Raw genomic sequence first — 18,139 nt, 5'->3', positions numbered from 1 at the left:
AGTACGCATGCGGCTTATAGTTAAGCACATAATTGTTCACTTAAATTACCCCATGAAAAAATCACTTTACATTTTACTATTCTCAGTTTCGTTTTTATTGATAGGAAAGCGTTCACAGGCACAGGATTACCCGGTAGCGGTAGGTATTAAATTTGGCGCGTATGAATCGGGCCCGTCTGTAAAATACTTTATGGATAAAAACACCGCGCTTGAAGGTATCTTAGGGATCCGCAACCACGGCCTTGTTGTAACCGGTTTATATGAGATACACCAGGAAGCATTCAGCGTTGATAACCTGAAATTTTATTACGGTTTTGGCGCGCACATCGGTTCGGTAAGTAATTACAAACGCATTGGCGGCGACGACGAATTTTACAATGGCAAACAGATCCTGTTAGGTGCCGATGGCGTTTTGGGGCTGGAATATAAAATTCCCGAAGCTCCCATAGCCATAAGCTTAGACCTAAACCCACGCGTTGAACTGGCAAGAGGCCCATTCTTTGACATTGCCCCAGGCCTGGGACTTAAATATACTTTTTAAGATTAAAGACTTTAAACAAGAAAAGCGGGCTGTAAGCCCGCTTTTCTTGTTTTTATAGAAACCGCGCAATGACGCGTTTTATTTTCTTCTTACCTACCTACTGTCAACCGCCAACTACTCAATACTCCAGCACTACATGCGGTTTAAAGGTATCCGTTTTTACATCGGCTTTTAAATCATGCAGTATATTGTACAGCCCAAAATTGGTGCGGTTTACATAGATGAAATGTTTTACGCCGCGGGCATGTTTAAACTCGGGCATTTTGGACAGACGCTCGCCAAAGCTGTACAGCTTATCAAAAAAGTCCGATTGGCTAAAATCAAAATGATTGTTGATATAGGGCATGGCAAACAGCTCTATCATCTCTTTATACTGAGTGTAAAAAAACTCAATTTGCACCGGCGTATCATCCTTACGGATCATATCCAGCAGGCGGAAGGCCTTTATCGTTTCTTCTTTATTATCCAACAGGTTTGTTGAGGTAAGGGAGAAGAAGGGATAATAAAAATCTTCGGGCATTTCCTTTATACAGCCAAAATCAATAACGCCCAGTTTACCTTCGGGGGTGATCATGAAATTGCCCGGGTGAGGGTCAGCGTGTACGGCGCGCAGTTCGTGCTGTTGAAAGTTGTAAAAATCCCATAAGGCCTGGCCAATCTGGTTGCGCAGCTCCTGCGATGGGTTAGTGGCTAAAAACTCTTTCAGGTGTTTACCATTCAGCCAATCCATAGTAATAATGCGCTTGCTGGAAAGCTCGGGATAATAAGTAGGGAATACCACATTATCCAGGTTAGCGCAAGCGGTTGAAAATTCAATAGAGCGGCGTACTTCCAGTTCGTAATCGGTTTCTTCCAGCAGGCGTTCCTCTACCTCGCGCATGTAAATATCCAGCTCCTTTTCGCTCATGCCCAGCATCCGGAAAGCAAAGGGTTTAATGAGCTTAAGATCAGACGAGATAGAATCGCCCACACCGGGGTACTGGATTTTTACGGCCAGCTTTTTGCCGTTCAGTTCAGCCTCATGAACCTGGCCTATGGATGCGGCATTGGTCGACCGGATATTAAACTTATCAAAGATCTGCTCGGGATTTTTGCCGAAATATTTTTTAAATGTTTGTACGATCAGCGGCCCCGAAAGGGGCGGCGCGTTGTATTGCGATTGCGTGAATTTATCTACATACGCCTGTGGCAACAGATTTTTATCCATACTTAGCATCTGCGCTACTTTAAGGGCACTGCCTTTAAGTTCGCTTAATGATTTATAAATATCTGCTGCGTTGTCCTCATTTAACTCAGATTTATCCATATCCGGGTTAAATAGTTTTTTGGAGTAATGCTTTATATAGTTGCCGCCAATTTTAAAGCCTGTTTTTACAAACTTGGCCGAGCGTTCTACTTTTGTGGTTGGAATACTATTTTGTTCAGGAGCAGCCTCATAATCGGCTGCGCCTTTGTTGTCATCTGCCATAAGTGTTTTTAAAATCCCATCTTGTCTTTCATCCCGCCGTTTTTAACCAGGAATTTGCCGTACTCAAAAAGGTTGTCAATCGGCGAACGCTGAAACAGATCGAACGTTACATTGACGCCTTTTTCAATGGCCTCGTCGGTTTTCTCAAATCCGGCCGAGTTATCGTTAACCCAAAAGTTAAGCACAAAAACAAACTGAATCCAAAGGGCATCTTTATACCGTTTGCTGAAAAATTTGCGGTCGCTTAGTTCGGTGCTTTCAATACCTTCCTTGAGGATCTCATCGGCAAAGTTTTCGTAAATATCTTTTAGCGGTTCAAAAACGCGTGGAGTGGTAAAGCCCCTCGGCTGTTTGTTAATGGTGTAAATAGCAAAACTACGACTGCTTTTAAGCAACTCAAAAAAGCCGTAAAAGAAGGATAAGGCTTTTTCGCGGGCACTATACTGTAACCAAACCTCCTGTCCTTTGATCTCGGCTAAGGTTTTTCTGGCAAAATCGGCCCAAATGGCTTGCTCAATGGCATCAAACGAACCATAAAACTGGTAAAACTCAGCCTCGGTCATTTCGTTTTGCTTGGCAAAAATATAAACCGACTTAGGTTGTCCGCCTTCGGTCAGTACATAATCAATATACGCGTTCTGGATGCTTTCAATAGTGGCCATAATAGTATTGCTTTAATTATTAATACGTTAAAGTTACAAACAAAGTATGAGAAGCCTCGGCTAAATAAAAGGCCTCACCCAAGAAGCCTCACCCCGGCCCTCTCCAAAGGAGAGGGTGATTAAAGTCATGCCAATTAAAGTCCTCTCCTTTGGAGAGGATTTAGGTGAGGCTTCTTGGGTGAGGCTTTATATAAACATTTCAATGGTGCGTTGCAGGTCCTTTGCGGGTACTACACCGCTTTGGCGCCACTTGGTTTGGCCCTTCTGAAAAATCATGAGGGTAGGTACGCTTTGCACGCGGTATGCGCTTGCTGCCTGTGGGTTTTTGTCGATATCTATTTTAATGATCTTAACCTTATCGCCAAGGGCATGTTTTACATCCTGCAAAATAGGGGGCATCATTTTACAGGGGCCACACCACTCTGCCGAAAAATCAACCAATACCGGGATCTCCGATGCTATAATTTCCTGAAAATTTGCCATATGTTATTTTAATTAATGGGTGATGATATTGGTTTGCTGAACCACACATATCGCATAATAAACATGCCAAACAGGTAAAAGTTTAAGGTTGTGAACCATCACCCATAAAATATGACTTTAGTACTATGAACTATTAACAATAGGCTATGAACTATAAATTATTTACATTTATATATGTTGAAAAGGCTTGCCGTTTATCTGCTTATTATACTGCCTGCTGCCGTAATGGCACAGGATGCGCCGGTGGTTATTCCGCTTTGGACGAAGGGGGCACCAGGGTTTGAGAATCGGCGTAATGAGCCGGAACAGGCCAAGGATTATTGGGTGAAAAATATCCATAATCCATCGCTTACTGTTTTTTTGCCACCTGCAGGTAAGGCCAACGGCGCGGCGGTGGTGATATGCCCCGGCGGCGGCCATCGTTTGCTGGTTTATACTGCCGAAGGAGTAGAGCCCGCCAAATACCTCAGCAACCTTGGCATCACCGTTTTTGTGCTTAAATACCGGCTGGGCCGCGATACGCTTTCGCCCTATAAAATTGAGGTGCATGCCCGGCAGGACGGCAACCGCGCCATGCGACTGGTGCGCAGTAAAGCCGCCGAGTATGGTTTAGATACCAACCGAATTGGCATGATGGGCTTTTCTGCAGGCGGTGAAGTGGTTGATATGGTTGCCTACGGCGATGGTAAAGGCAATAGTCATGCGCCTGACCCGGTAGACCGCCTGAATGCCCGACCAAACTTTGTGATCCAGATTTATCCTGGTCCGCTGTTTATACCCGATGTGTTGCCTGTTGGTGCGCCTCCCGCATTTTTACTGGCGGCTAATGATGATGCCTGCTGCTCTGTATCCGTAGTAAGTTTGTTAGAGAAATACCGGGCTGCCAAAGTGCCGGTTGAAGTGCATATTTATAACCGCGGCGATCATGGTTTTAACATGGGCAGCCGGTCGAAACTGCAATCCATCAACACCTGGCCCCAACGCCTGGCCGACTGGCTCGCCGATAACAATTACCTGCTGCCGCAGCATACCGAGAGAAAGAAGATACTGCATTGAGGAGGCTACTGCAACACCTCTTCTATCTTTTCTGTCATCAAATCCTCGTTGCCAGATGCAAGGAGCACTTTACCCTCTTTATCTAACAATATAAAATATGGCATAGAAGGTACCCCATATAAACTAATTACCTTAACGGTTAAGCTTTCGGTGGAGAACTCGTCAATTACCTGCATCCAAGGCATTTGTTCTTTATCAAGCGCGGGAATCCAATCTTTCCAATAGCGGTCGTCAGATACACTTACGATATCAAAACCTTTTTGGTGGTATTTTTCATATATTTCTTTCCAGTGCGGAATACCAGCCCTGCAAGGCGCACTCCAACTTGCCCAAAAATCTATCATGATAAATTTACCCCGTGTTGAGGAGAGCGTAAATTTGGATTTATCTCTTTTTAGCAAGGTGAAATCTGGTGCTAAGGCGTTTACTTCCTTGTTTTTTAAATTGCCTATTTTAGTAACTATCTCTTTATAATAAGCAGAATTTTTTGCCGCCCCTGAAAATTTATCAGCGAATGATTGCGCATAACCAGGCGCCGGATCTTGTGATAAATCGGAAAAAACTTCATTAAACAGGAAAGCACCGATTATAGCAGAGGGGTTTTGAGTGATATGGCTTTCTATCCAGGTTTTTTGTTTTGCGGGCATAATTGTTCCCAAAGAATCTATTTTACTCTTGATTAATATGCGTTCGGCTGTGTCAGTAACCATTTTTAACTTTTTAGAAAGAGATATACAATATGCTTGGTCTGTTTCTTTTAAATATTGGGCATAGGCATTGGCCATTTCAGACCCCGTTTCTTTAATTTCCCATATTCTTATATTACCATATGCATCTCGTTCGGCGTCGGCGGTATCTACAGATACCGATGTAACAGGATGCTCAATAAATGCCCGGAAACACAAATTGCCCGGCATTATTGCAAATACCTTTGCTTGAGGAAAATTTATTTTTCCCTTCATAACAAACTTGCCATTCACAATTACAGCACTATTTATCGGCTTATTCATACCTTCTGAAAGCATGAATACCTTGCCCGATTTTATACCTTTTATGCTGCCCTTTACAACAAATGGTTGCTGGCCGCTGCTTTGCGCGCTCGTTTGGAGTGCGAAAAATATTAAAAAGAAGCATGATGCAACTGCAAGTAGTTTGTTTATTGAAAGGTTTAGTGAATTAGTCATCAGGTGATAAGATAAATGGTATATATGATAGGTGAATTTAGGTATTTATATATTGAAATACAGTAAGCGTATAACTATACAGTTATTAAAGCAATGGTTAAATTATGTTAACGCGCATACCACGCTGCTAAATTGCATTTATCTTTATGCAACGGTTACCAAATGCCCTTGTCCTATGCTGCAAAACTACTTTAAACTCGCTTGGCGCAACCTTTGGAAAAACAAGGTTTTTTCGCTTATTAATATCTTCGGCCTCTCGGTTGGTATTGCCTTTGCGCTGTTGATAGGCGCTTATGTATGGAGCCAGGTGCAGGTAAATCATCAGCTTAAAAATGCCCCAAACCATTATATCATTTTAAGTAAATGGAAAGACCCTAACATGGGTAACGAAATTACTTCTATAGCGCAGCTGCCTAAAGCCCTCCATGATAATTACCCCAACCTGGTGGCAAATTATTACCATTTTGATGCCGTTACCACCAACGTATCAAAGGGTAACGAGCATTTCAGGGAGAGCCTGCAGCTGGGCGATAGTACACTGCTTAAAATGTACGGCTTTAAGTTGCTGCAGGGCGATGCCAATACCGCGCTGAACGATCCGTTTTCGGTAGTGATAACCACCAAGGCGGCACTTAAATATTTCGGGCGGACGGATGTAGTTGGTAAAACCCTCAACTTTGAAAGTTTTGGCGGCGATAAACACGATTTTACCATTACCGCCGTGCTGGATAAGCTGCCCAAAAACAGTGTTACCAACTTGAATGAAAATGTAGATTCGGACTTCTTTTTTACGCTCTCCGCCGCCAAGTATTTTAAACGAAACATAGAGGGCTGGAGCAACAACGTCACCGTGAGCTATATCGAACTGCAAAAGGGCGTAAACACCCAGGCGGTTGAACGTGCTATTGCTGATTTAGTAAGCAAGAATGCCCCGCAAAACACCGCCAAAAACTTTGTGCCGCAGCTGGTGTCGCTAACAGATTATAACATGGTGGCGGCCGGCGGGGTGGTTAAAAAAATGTGCTATACGCTAAGTTGTATTGCCTTGTTTATTTTGCTGATGGCGGTTATAAACTTTGTAAATATTTGTATTGGCCGGTCGTCTGGCCGGATGAAGGAGATGGGGATACGCAAGGTGCTGGGCGGTTTACGCAAGCAGCTTATCTGGCAATTTTTAACAGAATCGGTACTGATGGTTATGATAGCTACCATTATTTCACTTGGAGTTTACGTTTTGGCCCGACCGTTCTTTAGCAATGTGCTTGGCCAGGAAATTACCGGGTTGTTCAATTTCCCGGTGTATTTTGCTGTAGTGCCGTTTGTGTTTGCGCTTTTTGTTGGGATACTGGCGGGTATTTACCCTGCACTGGTATTATCGGCACTAAAATCTGTCGATTCGTTAAAGGGGAAACTGAGTTCGGTTAAGGAAAGCGTACTGTTTCGTAAAACGCTGGTGGCGTTTCAGTTTTGTACTGCGGCCATTGTTTTTATTGGGGCCATCATAATAGCGCAGCAGGTGAACCTGTTTTTTAGCAACAACCTGGGGTACAATAAAGATTACGTGATCTACGCGCAGGTGCCGCGAGATTGGTCGGCAAAGGGGGTACAAAAAATGAGCGATACCCGTTACCAGCTTTCACTTGCGCCGCAGGTAAAAAGCGTATCGCTATCATGGGAAATTCTGGATGGGATGAACTGGGGGGGCTCCGCTCTGTATAAGCAAGGTGCCAACCCTGCGCAAACTATTGCCGCGCAAAACCTGGCAACCGATAGCCACTATGCCGAAACTTATGGCATCCCCCTAATAGCAGGTACGTTTTTTAAACCTACCTACAATGCCGCCGACTCAACCCTGGTGGTAATTAACGAGATGGAATCAAAAGCCATGGGCTGGAAAAACGCGCAGGATGCCATTGGTCAAAATATCATGATAACGGGCGCACCGCAGGTGTTTAAAATTTGTGGCGTTACTGCCAATTTTCATTACGCATCGTTACAAGGCCGCATAGAGCCGGTTACCTTTTTCAACGTAAATTATACAACGTTTTTTCGTTATTTTTCAATTAAGCTAAAGCCGGGCAATATGCAGCAAAATATTGCCGGTTTGCAAAAGGAATGGGGCAGACTATTGCCCGGTGCCCCCTTTGAATATCATTTTATGGACGATGCGCTGAACCGGTTATACAAAACCGAAATTCAGCTGAAGCAAGCGGCTTATATAGCCACTACGCTGGCTGTTATAATTGTGTTGCTGGGTGTGCTGGGCTTAATATCCTTAAGTATTCAAAAACGTACAAAGGAAATCGGCATCCGCAAGGTGCTGGGTTCATCGGTAGCGGGCATTATTGGTTTGTTTATGAAGGAGTTTTTAGTGGTGATATTGATAGCGGCGCTGGTTGCATGTCCGTTGGCTTACCTCATCATGACCCATTGGCTAAATGATTATGCTTATAAAATAGCCATTACGCTTAACCCATTTGTACTGGCTGTGGCGGGTTTAGCCATAGTAACGGCCATGCTTATTGCTATACAAACCATTAAGGCTGCGCTTGATAGCCCGGTGAAAAGCCTGAGAAGTGAATGAGGTTTTGAAAGTAATAGGCAATCAATAGACACATTTATAAAAAGGCGTCATGCTGAACTTCGTTGAAGCATAAGGTTAGGTCTGCGCTCGCCCTTCGATCACAATTGTTGGGAAGACTAAAAAGTTTGTCATTTCGACCGAGGAACGAGGAGAAATCTTATACGATATGCATTGAAGTCCTGTATTCCGCAGAAGATTTCTCTTTCGCGCCACACTTTTGCCCCGCGCTTGCTCGTATCGAAATGACAATTTTTATAAAGCTTTTAGTCTTCCCAACACCTGTCGTCTTTCGACAAGCTCAGGATGACAGCCCCCTTTTTGAATATTATTCTTTACTCATGTCTTTTCACGGGCTATATGCTAAAGAGAGATGGTTATTCCTCGCTTAATATGGTAAACTCAAAAGCCAGCGGTTCAAAATGGCGCACAAGCTGGTCAATGAACAGTTGTCCCCATTTTACATACATGAGGCCGAAGTTTTCGGTGCGTTCCTGCAGGCTGTCTTTTGGGAAAAGCTCGGCCTTAACGGCTGAGAGTTGCTCCAAACGAACTTGGTAGTTGCGTTTTTCGGCACGAATAAGTTTCTTTTCGAGGTTATCTACAGCACGTTTAAGGCGTGCCTGTACGGCCGCTGCCGACGGTGAAAGGGTAGGGTCGATCTTATAGGAGCGGAGCTTTATTTTTTCAAAAATACTGCTCATTTCGCGCCATTCCTGCTGTAAGGTAAGGTTATGGTTACTATGCTTTTTGATCCATGCGCTTTGTAGGGAATCGGTTTGTTTAAACAGATCGGCAACAGAAAGATCCATCCGCTCAATTTTAGCGGCCTGTTCCTTGCGTACCACCAATGCCGAATTACGCAGGATGAGGATCGGGAAATCTACCTTATAAAAATCGAAGTTTGATTTTAGCTCCAGCCAGTAAACCACCTCTGCACCACCGCCAATGTAGGCTATGTTGGGCAAAATACATTCCTGGTACAGGGGGCGCATCACCACGTTGGGGCTAAAACGCTCCGGATAATCCGCTATCTCCTGTTTTAGTTCTGCTTCGGTAAAGCGGGTATCGGTGTTCATTACCTCGTAATGGTCCTGTTCAAAAACAATACGTTCGCGCAGGTTATCTTTCAGGTAAAAAAAGTTGATCTCGCGCGGGTTAACCTGGATATGTACGCCCCGTTTTACCAACTGCTCATTAGTGGCATTGATGTTTTTAAAACTATTTTGGTTGATGATATCCTGCTCCATGATGGGGGCAAACTGCTGCTTAAACTCATGGTCGTCGGCATCAATAATTACCAGGCCGTAATCGCCAAAAAGGGCGTTAACAAGGTAACGGGTAGCATCTGCAAGTTTATCAAATTTGGTATAGGCGGTTTCCACAATTTCGGCAACCTCGCCGGCATGGCCTTCCATTCCCAAAACGCCTTTGTATTGATTAAGGGCCTGGCGCATGGTATCGGGGTTAATACGCCCGGTAGCACCCGAAGCCTCGTACCACCAATGTACTTTTTTGCCGCCTATATTGGTATAATTGATCTCGGCAAAATCATGATCTTCGCTGGCCATCCAGTAAACGGGCACAAAATTTTTATCGGGATGGGCGGTTTTTAACTGCTGCGCCAATTTAATAGCAGTGGCAATTTTATAAAGAAAATACAGCGGTCCTGCGAAGATATTCAGCTGGTGACCGGTAGTAATGGTATACGTATTATCCTCTTTTAACAGATCGATGTTATCTGCTACAAGCTTTGAATTTTGAATTTTAAGTTTTGAATTGTCGGCCTCTTCGGTGTTGTGGGTGTATTGCTTAGTTAAAATACGGTGCAGGATCTCGCGGTTGGCAACTACTTTTTTGTTCTTCAACAACTGGGCAAAGCCATCCATATCTGGACGCTGCCCATAAAAAGGTTGCAGATCGGTCCGGTTTTCGAGGTAATCGATAACGGTAGGCGAAAAAAATCCGGTTTCTTTATAACTTATACAGGAGGCTTCCATTGGTCCAAATGTAAACGCATTAGTGATAATGCGCTACAAATTAGCATTATTTTACAATATGTCCATAAAGGTCAAAGTCTTCGGCGCTGTCTATCTTTACGTTAACAAAACCACCAACGGTAGCATAATCAACACTGGCATCAATTAATACCTCGTTATCCACCTCGGGCGAATCAAATTCGGTACGACCAACAAAGTAGTCGCCGTCTTTTTTATCGATAAGCACCTTAAAGGTATGACCTATCTTCTCCTGGTTTTTGTCAAAAGAAATACCCTGCTGAATTTCCATTATGGCATCGGCACGTTGTTGTTTAACCTCGTCGGGTACATCATCAACCAGTGAATGTGCATGGGTTTTTTCCTCGTGCGAGTAAGTGAAACAGCCCAAACGATCAAACTGCGTATCCTCAACCCAGCGCTGCATTTCTTCAAAGTCTTGCTCGGTTTCGCCCGGGTAGCCGGTAATAAGGGTGGTACGCATGGCAATGCCCGGCACTTTATCCCTGATCTGGTTTACCACATCAATGGTTTTTTGCTTGGTGATACCGCGACGCATAGATTGCAGCATCCTATCGGTAATATGCTGTAAAGGCATATCCATGTATTTGCAAATGTTATCGCGCTCGTTCATCACATCCAGAATTTCCATTGGGAAGCCAGATGGGTAAGCGTACTGCAACCTGATCCATTCGATGCCGTTAACATCGCTCAGGCGGCGCAGTAATTCGTCGAGGTTGCGTTTGCCGTACAGGTCTAAACCGTAGTAGGTAAGGTCCTGCGCAATAAGGATGAGTTCTTTGGTGCCGTTTGCGGCAAGTTTTTGCGCATCAAGCACCAACTGGTCCATTGGTGTGCTGAGGTGTTTACCACGCATCAGCGGAATGGCGCAGAAAGAGCATGGACGGTTACAGCCTTCGGCAATTTTAAAATAAGCAAAGTGCGATGGCGTGGTTAAAAAACGCTCGCCAATAAGCTCATGCTTGTAATTTGCCCCAACGGATTGTAACAGATTTTGCAGATCATTGGTGCCGAAGTAGGCATCAACATTGGTGATCTCGGCTTCCAGCTCGGGTTTGTAGCGCTCGCTAAGGCAACCGGTTACGATTACTTTGCCAACTTTACCCTGTTCCTTTAGCTCGCTGTATTGTAAAATGGTATCGATGGATTCCTGCTTGGCATTATCAATAAAGCCGCAAGTATTTATCACAATAATATCATTGCTGCCTACAGATTCGGCCTCGTGCACCACATCAAACTGGTTGCCCTTTAGCTGCCCCATCAGGATCTCAGAATCATATATGTTTTTTGAACAGCCCAAAGTAACCACGTTAACGCGTTGTTTAACGGGGGTAATGATGGGTTGTTTTGTAATTTCCTTTGTTCTCATAATTAAAACTTATCAATGCGAAGAAGGCCTTACCTAAATCCTCTCCAAAGGAGAGGACTTTAACTCCTCGCGTTTTACTCTTTCCTTTGGAAAGGGTTGGGATTGTACCTAAATCCTCTCCAAAGGAGAGGATTTTAACTCCTCGATTTTTTAACTCCCTCTCCTTTGGAGAGGGTTGGGGTGAGGCTTATTCTTTAAAAAGAGAATTAACAAAGGCAGTCCTGTCAAACAGCTGCAAATGTTCAACACCTTCGCCAACACCAATGTATTTTACGGGAATCTTAAACTGATCTGAAATACCTATTACTACGCCGCCTTTTGCTGTGCCATCAAGCTTGGTGAGGGCCAGGGCATTAACGTTGGTAGCTTCGGTAAATTGCTTGCATTGTTCAATGGCATTTTGCCCGGTTGAGGCATCCAGCACCAGCAATATTTCATGTGGTGCGCCGGGAATTACCTTTTGCATCACATTTTTTATTTTGGTAAGCTCGTTCATTAAGCCAACCTTATTATGTAAGCGGCCGGCAGTATCAATAATGGCTACATCATCGCCATTGGCAACTGCCGAACGCAGGGTATCATAAGCCACCGAAGCCGGGTCGGAGCCCATTGGTTGGGCCACTACCTTTACATCAACACGTTTACCCCAAAGCTGCAGCTGGTCAACGGCGGCAGCACGAAAGGTATCGGCAGCGCCAAGCACTACCTGGTTACCCGCCTGTTTAAGTTTATGGGCCAGCTTGCCAATGGTGGTGGTTTTACCCACGCCATTAACGCCAACTACCATTATTACGTAAGGTTTTTGGGTACCGTATTCAAAAGTGTTGAAATCGTTACTGTTGTTTTCGGCCAGCAGATTCTGGATCTCGTCTTTAAGCAGGGTATTAAGCTCGCCGGTGCCAACGTATTTATCGCGGGCAACGCGGGCCTGGATACGCTCGATGATCTTGAGGGTGGTTTTTACGCCAACATCTGAAGTTACCAGCACTTCTTCCAAATTATCAAGTACATCGTCATCAACGGTAGATTTACCTGCAACGGCCTTGGTGATCTTTGAAAAAAAGTTATCCTTGGTTTTTTCTAAACCAGTATCAAGGGCTTGCTGCTCCTGCTGTGTATTTTCCTTTTTCTTAAAAAAATCAAATAATCCCATTTTTCAGATTTCAGATTTTAAATTTCAGATGTGCAGATTATTGATGTGCTGATTTCAAATTTCAGATACGCAGATTAATTTATTTATTTCTCATTTGCATATCTGAAATATGCACATCAACAAAAAAAGCCCTCTCGTAAAAACAAGACGGCTTCAATATTTTAATCAAAAGTTATTACAGGGTTTTACCTGCAATTGCATCCTTAACAAAATCGTTAGGAACAATTTGAGTTCTGAATGAATAAGCACCAGTTTTTGGTGATTTGTTCATTGTGATAACTTTTGAAAATTCTTTGCCTTTACCTGCTACTTTTAGTGTTGCAACTACTTTCTTTGCCATTTCTTTTAATTATTGAATTAGTGAGTTATTGAATTAGTGATACAGGATGCTTCAATTACAGAAAATCCCGGTTAACTAATTAGTCAATTACTTAATCTCTTTGTGAACAGTTACTTTCCTTAAAACCGGGTTGAATTTTTTCATTTCCAGTCTTTCAGTTGTATTTTTTTTGTTCTTGGTGGTAATATAGCGAGACATGCCTGGCATACCGCTTGTTTTGTGTTCAGTACACTCTAATATAACCTGAACCCTGTTGCCTTTTTTTGCCATTTTCTTTTTATGTTGTACGTGTCACCATCTCGGCTTACGTAATTTTCAAATTATTAAACTGCACGTTTGGTAATTACGCTATGCGCAACCACTAACGTAAAACCTACTAAATGTATCCTTTTTTTACAAATTTATTGATACAAGCAGTAATACCATTTTTAGTGATGGTTTTAACAGCTGATGTAGATACCTTTAAGGTAATCCATTTATCTTCTTCAGGGATATAAAACTTTTTAAGCTTTAAGTTTGGATGGAACCTACGTTTTGTTTTAACGTTTGAGTTAGAAACGTTGTTACCAACTATAGATGCTTTTCCTGTTAGATCACAAATTCTTGACATGACAAATATTTTTAATTATCAACCCTTTATTCAAAAAGAGTTTGCAAATATCAGACTTTTTAATCACATATTCAAGTGTGTTTTAAAAATAATTCAAAAAAGATTAAAGCGCCTTAAATAAGTTATATACAGACCATATCACCCAAGTTATATTGCCATTTATTGCAACCGTTTGTGCAATACTTTTTAAAACAGATACCGGCAAAAAAAGTATAATTACAGAGAAGATTTGTTTTTTTTAAATCTGTAGTCTATTTAAATCAATTGAAAACCACTAAGTATCATTCTTTTTAAATTTTTTTAATAAGTTGCACTTTTAATGCCTACTTCACACATAAATACCTAAATTAGGCCCACCATTATAACCACTATGAAGATTACATCATTTGAAGAATACAAGCAGGTTTATCAGCAAAGCGTTGAAAAACCCGAAGAGTTTTGGGCCGGTATTGCCGAAAATTTCCTATGGCAAAAAAAATGGGATAAAGTGCTGGACTGGAACTTTAAAGAACCAAACATTAAATGGTTCCAGGGTGCAAAGCTTAATATAACCGAAAACTGTCTTGACCGCCACCTGGAAACCATGGGCGATAAGCCTGCCATTATCTGGGAGCCAAATGATCCGCAGGAAGATCACCGTATACTAACCTATAAACAACTACACGATAAGGTTTGCCAGTTTGCCAACGTACTGAAAAATAACGGTGCAAAAAAAGGCGATCGTATTTGTATTTATATGCCCATGATTCCCGAGCTGGCCATCGCTGTTTTGGCTTGTGCCCGTATCGGTGCCATTCACTCGGTTGTTTTCGGTGGTTTCTCGGCACAATCAATTGCCGATAGGATTAACGATGCCGAATGTAACATCGTAATAACTGCCGATGGCGGTTTCCGTGCCAACAAAGCTATCCCCCTTAAAACCGTTATTGACGATGCGCTGGTGCAGTGCAAATCTGTAAAGCGGGTTATTGTGCTTACCCGCAGTCGTACCCCGGTATCAATGATTAAAGGGCGTGATGTTTGGTGGGAAGATGAAATTAAAAAGGTAGAAACTCAGGGTAATCCCGAGTGCGTTCCCGAGCCTATGGATGCCGAGGATATGCTGTTTATACTGTATACATCTGGCTCTACAGGTAAGCCAAAGGGCGTGGTGCATACCACCGGCGGCTATATGGTGTACACGGGCTATACCTTTGCCAACGTTTTTCAGTACAATAAAGGCGAGGTATATTTTTGTACTGCCGATATAGGCTGGATCACCGGGCACTCGTACATTGTATACGGGCCGCTATCGCAGGGGGCAACAACGCTGATGTTTGAGGGCGTGCCAACCTACCCTGATGCAGGTAGGTTTTGGGATATTGTAGATAAGTTTAAAGTAAATATATTATATACTGCGCCAACCGCCATTCGCTCGTTAATGAGCTTTGGCGAGGAACCGCTGAAGGGGAAAGACCTTAGTTCGCTTACCAAATTGGGTTCGGTAGGGGAGCCAATTAATGAGGAAGCATGGCATTGGTACGATGAAAAAATTGGTCATGGTAATTGCCCCATTGCCGATACCTGGTGGCAAACCGAAAATGGCGGTTTAATGATATCGCCCATTTGCAACGTTACCCCAACCAAACCGGGTTATGCCACCCTGCCATTGCCGGGTGTACAGCCAGTGTTGGTTGACGAAAACGGAAACGTAATTGAAGGTAACGGCGTAAGCGGAAACCTTTGTATTAAATTCCCTTGGCCGGGTATGCTGCGCACCACTTATGGCGATCATGAGCGTTGCCGCACCACTTATTTTGCCACCTACCCCGATATGTATTTTACCGGCGATGGTTGCCTGCGCGATGAGGACGGTTATTACCGCATCACCGGCAGGGTAGATGATGTGCTGAATGTATCTGGTCACCGTATTGGTACGGCCGAGGTAGAGAACGCCATTAACATGCACAGCAGTGTGGTTGAATCGGCCGTAGTTGGTTATCCGCATGATATTAAGGGGCAAGGCGTTTACGCTTATGTGGTTAGTCCGGATAAGCATGGCGACGAAGAAATTACCCGCAAGGATATCATCATGACGGTATCGCGCATTATTGGTGCTATAGCCAAGCCCGATAAAATACAGTTTGTAACCGGCCTGCCAAAAACACGTTCGGGCAAGATCATGCGTCGTATTTTACGCAAAATTGCCGAAGGCGATACAGCAAACTTGGGCGATACCTCAACGCTATTGGATCCTGCCATTGTAGATGAAATAAAAGCAGGGAAACTGTAGGAGAGAAAGGACTTTTGGAACAAGGAGTAAGGACTTTCGGACTTGCTCCCGATATTGTCATTTCGAACGAGGTACGAGGAGAAATCTTAGACGAAATGCAAAGTCGCACAAGATTTCTCCTCGTACCTCGTTCGAAATGACAGACGTTTTTATTGAAAAGAACGTTGCAAGTTCAGGCGTCTGCGCCTGAACTGATCTTGGCATGGGCGTCCACGCCCATTTGCTTAGTATGGTAAGCGTGGACGCTTACCGTTTTCTAACTCCGGCGTGGACGCCGGAACTTGCATTGGGAAACGACAACGTTTTTCATTGAAAAGAACAAAGAGTAGGAGCTTTTGGATTAAGGATATAATCGACATAAGATGGAAGAAAAGAAAAATAAGCGATTGGCGAGGATGAAATCTTTTATCCTTGTTCTTTGCTCCCAAAAGTTTTGCTCTAAAAACCTTTTCTCTCTCAGCTCCTTTGTCTTTATTCCCTTAATCCTTGTTCTTTTTTCCTTCATCAACAATCCGTCAACAAGATATAATCTCGATTTTTTTACGGCCCATAACCAGTTTTACTTATCTGATTCGGGTTATCTGAGCAACACAGGCGATGATGAATTTTGGTCGCCCAAGGCTTATGCCGCCCGGCTGGCCGTTGCCGATGATGTGCTGGGCATAAGCATAGCCAGCTATGGCCACGTAAAGGCGCAGCTAAATGTGCTGGACGCGCCCGACAAGGAAAAAGACTTTTCCCGGTATGATCATGTGGTTGAAGCCGGTGTAAAAATAAGCTCGGGATTGTTGCTGGTATATAATTACCCGGATAGTAAAGTGGCTTTAAAGGCCATTGTAACCCCGGGTACCTATCGTGTGCGCGTTTATTCGTACGGCCTCACCAATGTAAACCCCGATGAAGACGAAGGTGTAGACCACTACAAAATAAACCTCTGGAAAGATAACAACACCCAACGCAAAGTTTTAAAACAGTTTGAGAAAGAGGAGTAGAGCGGATTGATTAATGATGGAAGGATTAAAAGAGGAAGGATTCTTTATTTAAAGAATTTTGAAAGTTGGATACCGAAGCCAGGTAATAATAAAGAGTTCAGTGTTTCTGTTTTTTGTGCTTTTTGATGCAGATAGTAGGCACCCTCCTTCAATAAATAAAGATCTGCGTTCTCTTGTACAGGGTCAATTATAATATATTCTTTAACGCCGTACTTTTCATAAATATCCTTTTTCTGGCGAAGATCATAATAAGCGTTTGACGGCGAAAGTATTTCGATGATCAAATCGGGTGCGCCTTCAATACGGTCTTTTATCAGTTCAGGGATCCGTTCTTCTGAAATATAAAGGATATCCGGCTGCAGGATATTCCCATCATCAAATTTTACATCCATAGGTGCACTTACCAAAAACCCATTGTCGTTTTTGCTGTCTAAAAAATTCAACAAGGTTTGCAAAACTTTTGCGGAAATTACCTGATGTATAGCAAGCGGTGATGGCGACCTAATTAAATCATAGTTTATTAACTGAAAAGGGGCACCTTCTTCCAGGAGCGAATAATCATCAATGGTGTATTTCTTTTTCTTGTCAGTAATCAACATCAATCGAATATAACTAATTTCGCACAATGAAAACAGCGAAACCTACAATACTTGTTGTAAACGACGATGGTATAACGGCACACGGTATTAAAGCCCTGTTGGAAGTAATGAGCACTATTGGTCGTGTAGTGGTGGTAGCGCCGGATAGTCCGCAATCGGGCATGGGGCATGCCATTACCATTGGCAAACCGCTGCGTTTAGATAAGGTAGATATTTACGAGGGCATAGAAATGTACCGCTGCTCGGGCACCCCGGTTGATTGTGTTAAGCTGGCGGTTAACATAGTATTTAAAGGCCAAAAACCCGATCTTTGTGTATCGGGCATTAATCATGGTTTAAATAATTCTATCAATGTGCTGTATTCCGGCACCATGTCGGCAGCGGTTGAGGGCGCTATAGAAGGCATTCCATCAATAGGTTTTTCATTGGATGATTATAACCTCGATGCCAATTTTAGCCACTGCTTAAAGTTTGTTAAAGAAGTGGCGCTGCAGGTTTTGGCTAACGGCTTGCCGGTAAATACCTTGCTGAACGTTAACTTCCCTAATACAAATAATATAAAAGGCATTAAAATTTGCAGGCAGGCAAATGCCAAATGGGCCGAAGAATTTGATGAGCGGGTTGATCCGCATAAGCGTACCTATTACTGGCTTACCGGCGAATTTCAGTTAGATGATGCCGGCGAGGATACTGATTCATGGGCGCTGGCACATAATTACGCTTCGGTTGTGCCTATTCAGTTTGATATGACTGCCCACTATGCCATTCAATATTTAAATAACTGGAAGTTTAATGTTTAATTTACTTCGCC

At 43.2% G+C, this 18,139-nt stretch carries 17 protein-coding genes; 6 read left to right on the top strand and 11 right to left on the bottom strand.

The features are described 5' to 3' along the window. Positions 1 to 52 precede the first annotated feature (52 nt). Positions 53 to 541 (top strand): hypothetical protein, encoded by a 489-nt coding sequence (locus BLS59_RS14485; RefSeq protein ID WP_091150215.1) that lies wholly within the window; start codon positions 53 to 55, stop codon positions 539 to 541. Positions 542 to 659: 118 nt separating this feature from the next. Here the strand turns inward: BLS59_RS14485 and BLS59_RS14480 are convergent, their stop codons facing one another. The 3 genes from BLS59_RS14480 to trxA form a co-directional block, all read right to left on the bottom strand. Continuing rightward, positions 660 to 2,009, bottom strand: a complete 1,350-nt coding sequence (locus tag BLS59_RS14480; RefSeq protein WP_091150001.1) for an ABC1 kinase family protein — start codon at positions 2,007 to 2,009, stop codon at positions 660 to 662. 8 nt (positions 2,010 to 2,017) lie between these two features. After that, positions 2,018 to 2,671, bottom strand: coding sequence for a TetR family transcriptional regulator C-terminal domain-containing protein (locus tag BLS59_RS14475; protein ID WP_091150000.1), 654 nt, complete (start codon positions 2,669 to 2,671; stop codon positions 2,018 to 2,020). 186 nt (positions 2,672 to 2,857) lie between these two features. Next, positions 2,858 to 3,154, bottom strand: a complete 297-nt coding sequence (gene trxA, locus BLS59_RS14470; protein WP_091149999.1) for a thioredoxin — start codon at positions 3,152 to 3,154, stop codon at positions 2,858 to 2,860. 174 nt (positions 3,155 to 3,328) lie between these two features. Here trxA and BLS59_RS14465 point away from each other — a divergent pair, with 174 nt between their 5' ends. Then, entirely contained in the window at positions 3,329 to 4,210 is an 882-nt protein-coding gene (locus BLS59_RS14465) for an alpha/beta hydrolase (RefSeq protein ID WP_091149998.1), read from the top strand. 5 nt (positions 4,211 to 4,215) lie between these two features. On the opposite strand, the gene BLS59_RS14460 is transcribed toward BLS59_RS14465, so the two are convergent. After that, complete coding sequence (locus BLS59_RS14460; RefSeq protein WP_091149997.1) at positions 4,216 to 5,394, bottom strand: TlpA disulfide reductase family protein; 1,179 nt, start codon at positions 5,392 to 5,394, stop codon at positions 4,216 to 4,218. A gap of 52 nt (positions 5,395 to 5,446) precedes the next feature. On the opposite strand from BLS59_RS14460, the gene BLS59_RS14455 reads away from it, so the two are divergent. Further along, a complete protein-coding gene (locus tag BLS59_RS14455) occupies positions 5,447 to 7,978 on the top strand; it encodes an ABC transporter permease (RefSeq protein WP_240315241.1) in 2,532 nt (843 codons plus the stop codon). Between the two features lie 374 nt (positions 7,979 to 8,352). Here the strand turns inward: BLS59_RS14455 and bshC are convergent, their stop codons facing one another. From bshC to rpmB, 6 genes are all read right to left on the bottom strand, one after another. Beyond that, complete coding sequence (bshC, locus tag BLS59_RS14450) at positions 8,353 to 9,975, bottom strand: bacillithiol biosynthesis cysteine-adding enzyme BshC (RefSeq protein WP_091149996.1); 1,623 nt, start codon at positions 9,973 to 9,975, stop codon at positions 8,353 to 8,355. A 46-nt stretch (positions 9,976 to 10,021) separates the two neighbouring features. Beyond that, positions 10,022 to 11,362 carry a 30S ribosomal protein S12 methylthiotransferase RimO gene (gene rimO, locus BLS59_RS14445; protein WP_091149995.1) on the bottom strand — a complete coding sequence of 447 codons (1,341 nt, stop codon included), beginning with the start codon at positions 11,360 to 11,362 and terminating at the stop codon, positions 10,022 to 10,024. Between the two features lie 187 nt (positions 11,363 to 11,549). Next, entirely contained in the window at positions 11,550 to 12,515 is a 966-nt protein-coding gene (gene ftsY, locus BLS59_RS14440) for a signal recognition particle-docking protein FtsY (protein WP_091149994.1), read from the bottom strand. 175 nt (positions 12,516 to 12,690) lie between these two features. Beyond that, positions 12,691 to 12,855, bottom strand: a complete 165-nt coding sequence (locus BLS59_RS14435) for a DUF4295 domain-containing protein (protein ID WP_091149993.1) — start codon at positions 12,853 to 12,855, stop codon at positions 12,691 to 12,693. Between the two features lie 87 nt (positions 12,856 to 12,942). Continuing rightward, positions 12,943 to 13,125 carry a 50S ribosomal protein L33 gene (rpmG, locus tag BLS59_RS14430; RefSeq protein WP_067063463.1) on the bottom strand — a complete coding sequence of 61 codons (183 nt, stop codon included), beginning with the start codon at positions 13,123 to 13,125 and terminating at the stop codon, positions 12,943 to 12,945. Positions 13,126 to 13,231: 106 nt separating this feature from the next. Further along, positions 13,232 to 13,465 (bottom strand): 50S ribosomal protein L28, encoded by a 234-nt coding sequence (gene rpmB, locus BLS59_RS14425; RefSeq protein WP_090641306.1) that lies wholly within the window; start codon positions 13,463 to 13,465, stop codon positions 13,232 to 13,234. A 370-nt stretch (positions 13,466 to 13,835) separates the two neighbouring features. Between rpmB and acs the strand changes: the two genes are divergently transcribed. After that, positions 13,836 to 15,737: an acetate--CoA ligase gene (gene acs, locus BLS59_RS14420; protein WP_091149992.1), complete on the top strand. Its 1,902-nt coding sequence runs from the start codon at positions 13,836 to 13,838 to the stop codon at positions 15,735 to 15,737. A 362-nt stretch (positions 15,738 to 16,099) separates the two neighbouring features. Continuing rightward, on the top strand, positions 16,100 to 16,729 hold the full coding sequence (locus tag BLS59_RS14415; RefSeq protein WP_091149991.1) for a hypothetical protein: 630 nt from the start codon (positions 16,100 to 16,102) through the stop codon (positions 16,727 to 16,729). A 44-nt stretch (positions 16,730 to 16,773) separates the two neighbouring features. Here the strand turns inward: BLS59_RS14415 and BLS59_RS14410 are convergent, their stop codons facing one another. After that, complete coding sequence (locus tag BLS59_RS14410; RefSeq protein WP_091149990.1) at positions 16,774 to 17,328, bottom strand: Uma2 family endonuclease; 555 nt, start codon at positions 17,326 to 17,328, stop codon at positions 16,774 to 16,776. 26 nt (positions 17,329 to 17,354) lie between these two features. Between BLS59_RS14410 and surE the strand changes: the two genes are divergently transcribed. Next, complete coding sequence (surE, locus tag BLS59_RS14405) at positions 17,355 to 18,128, top strand: 5'/3'-nucleotidase SurE (RefSeq protein WP_091149989.1); 774 nt, start codon at positions 17,355 to 17,357, stop codon at positions 18,126 to 18,128. Positions 18,129 to 18,139 lie beyond the last annotated feature (11 nt).

It is taken from the genome of Mucilaginibacter pineti (assembly GCF_900101875.1).
GTDB lineage: Bacteria > Bacteroidota > Bacteroidia > Sphingobacteriales > Sphingobacteriaceae > Mucilaginibacter > Mucilaginibacter pineti.
This window is presented reverse-complemented; position numbering and strand designations above follow the sequence as displayed.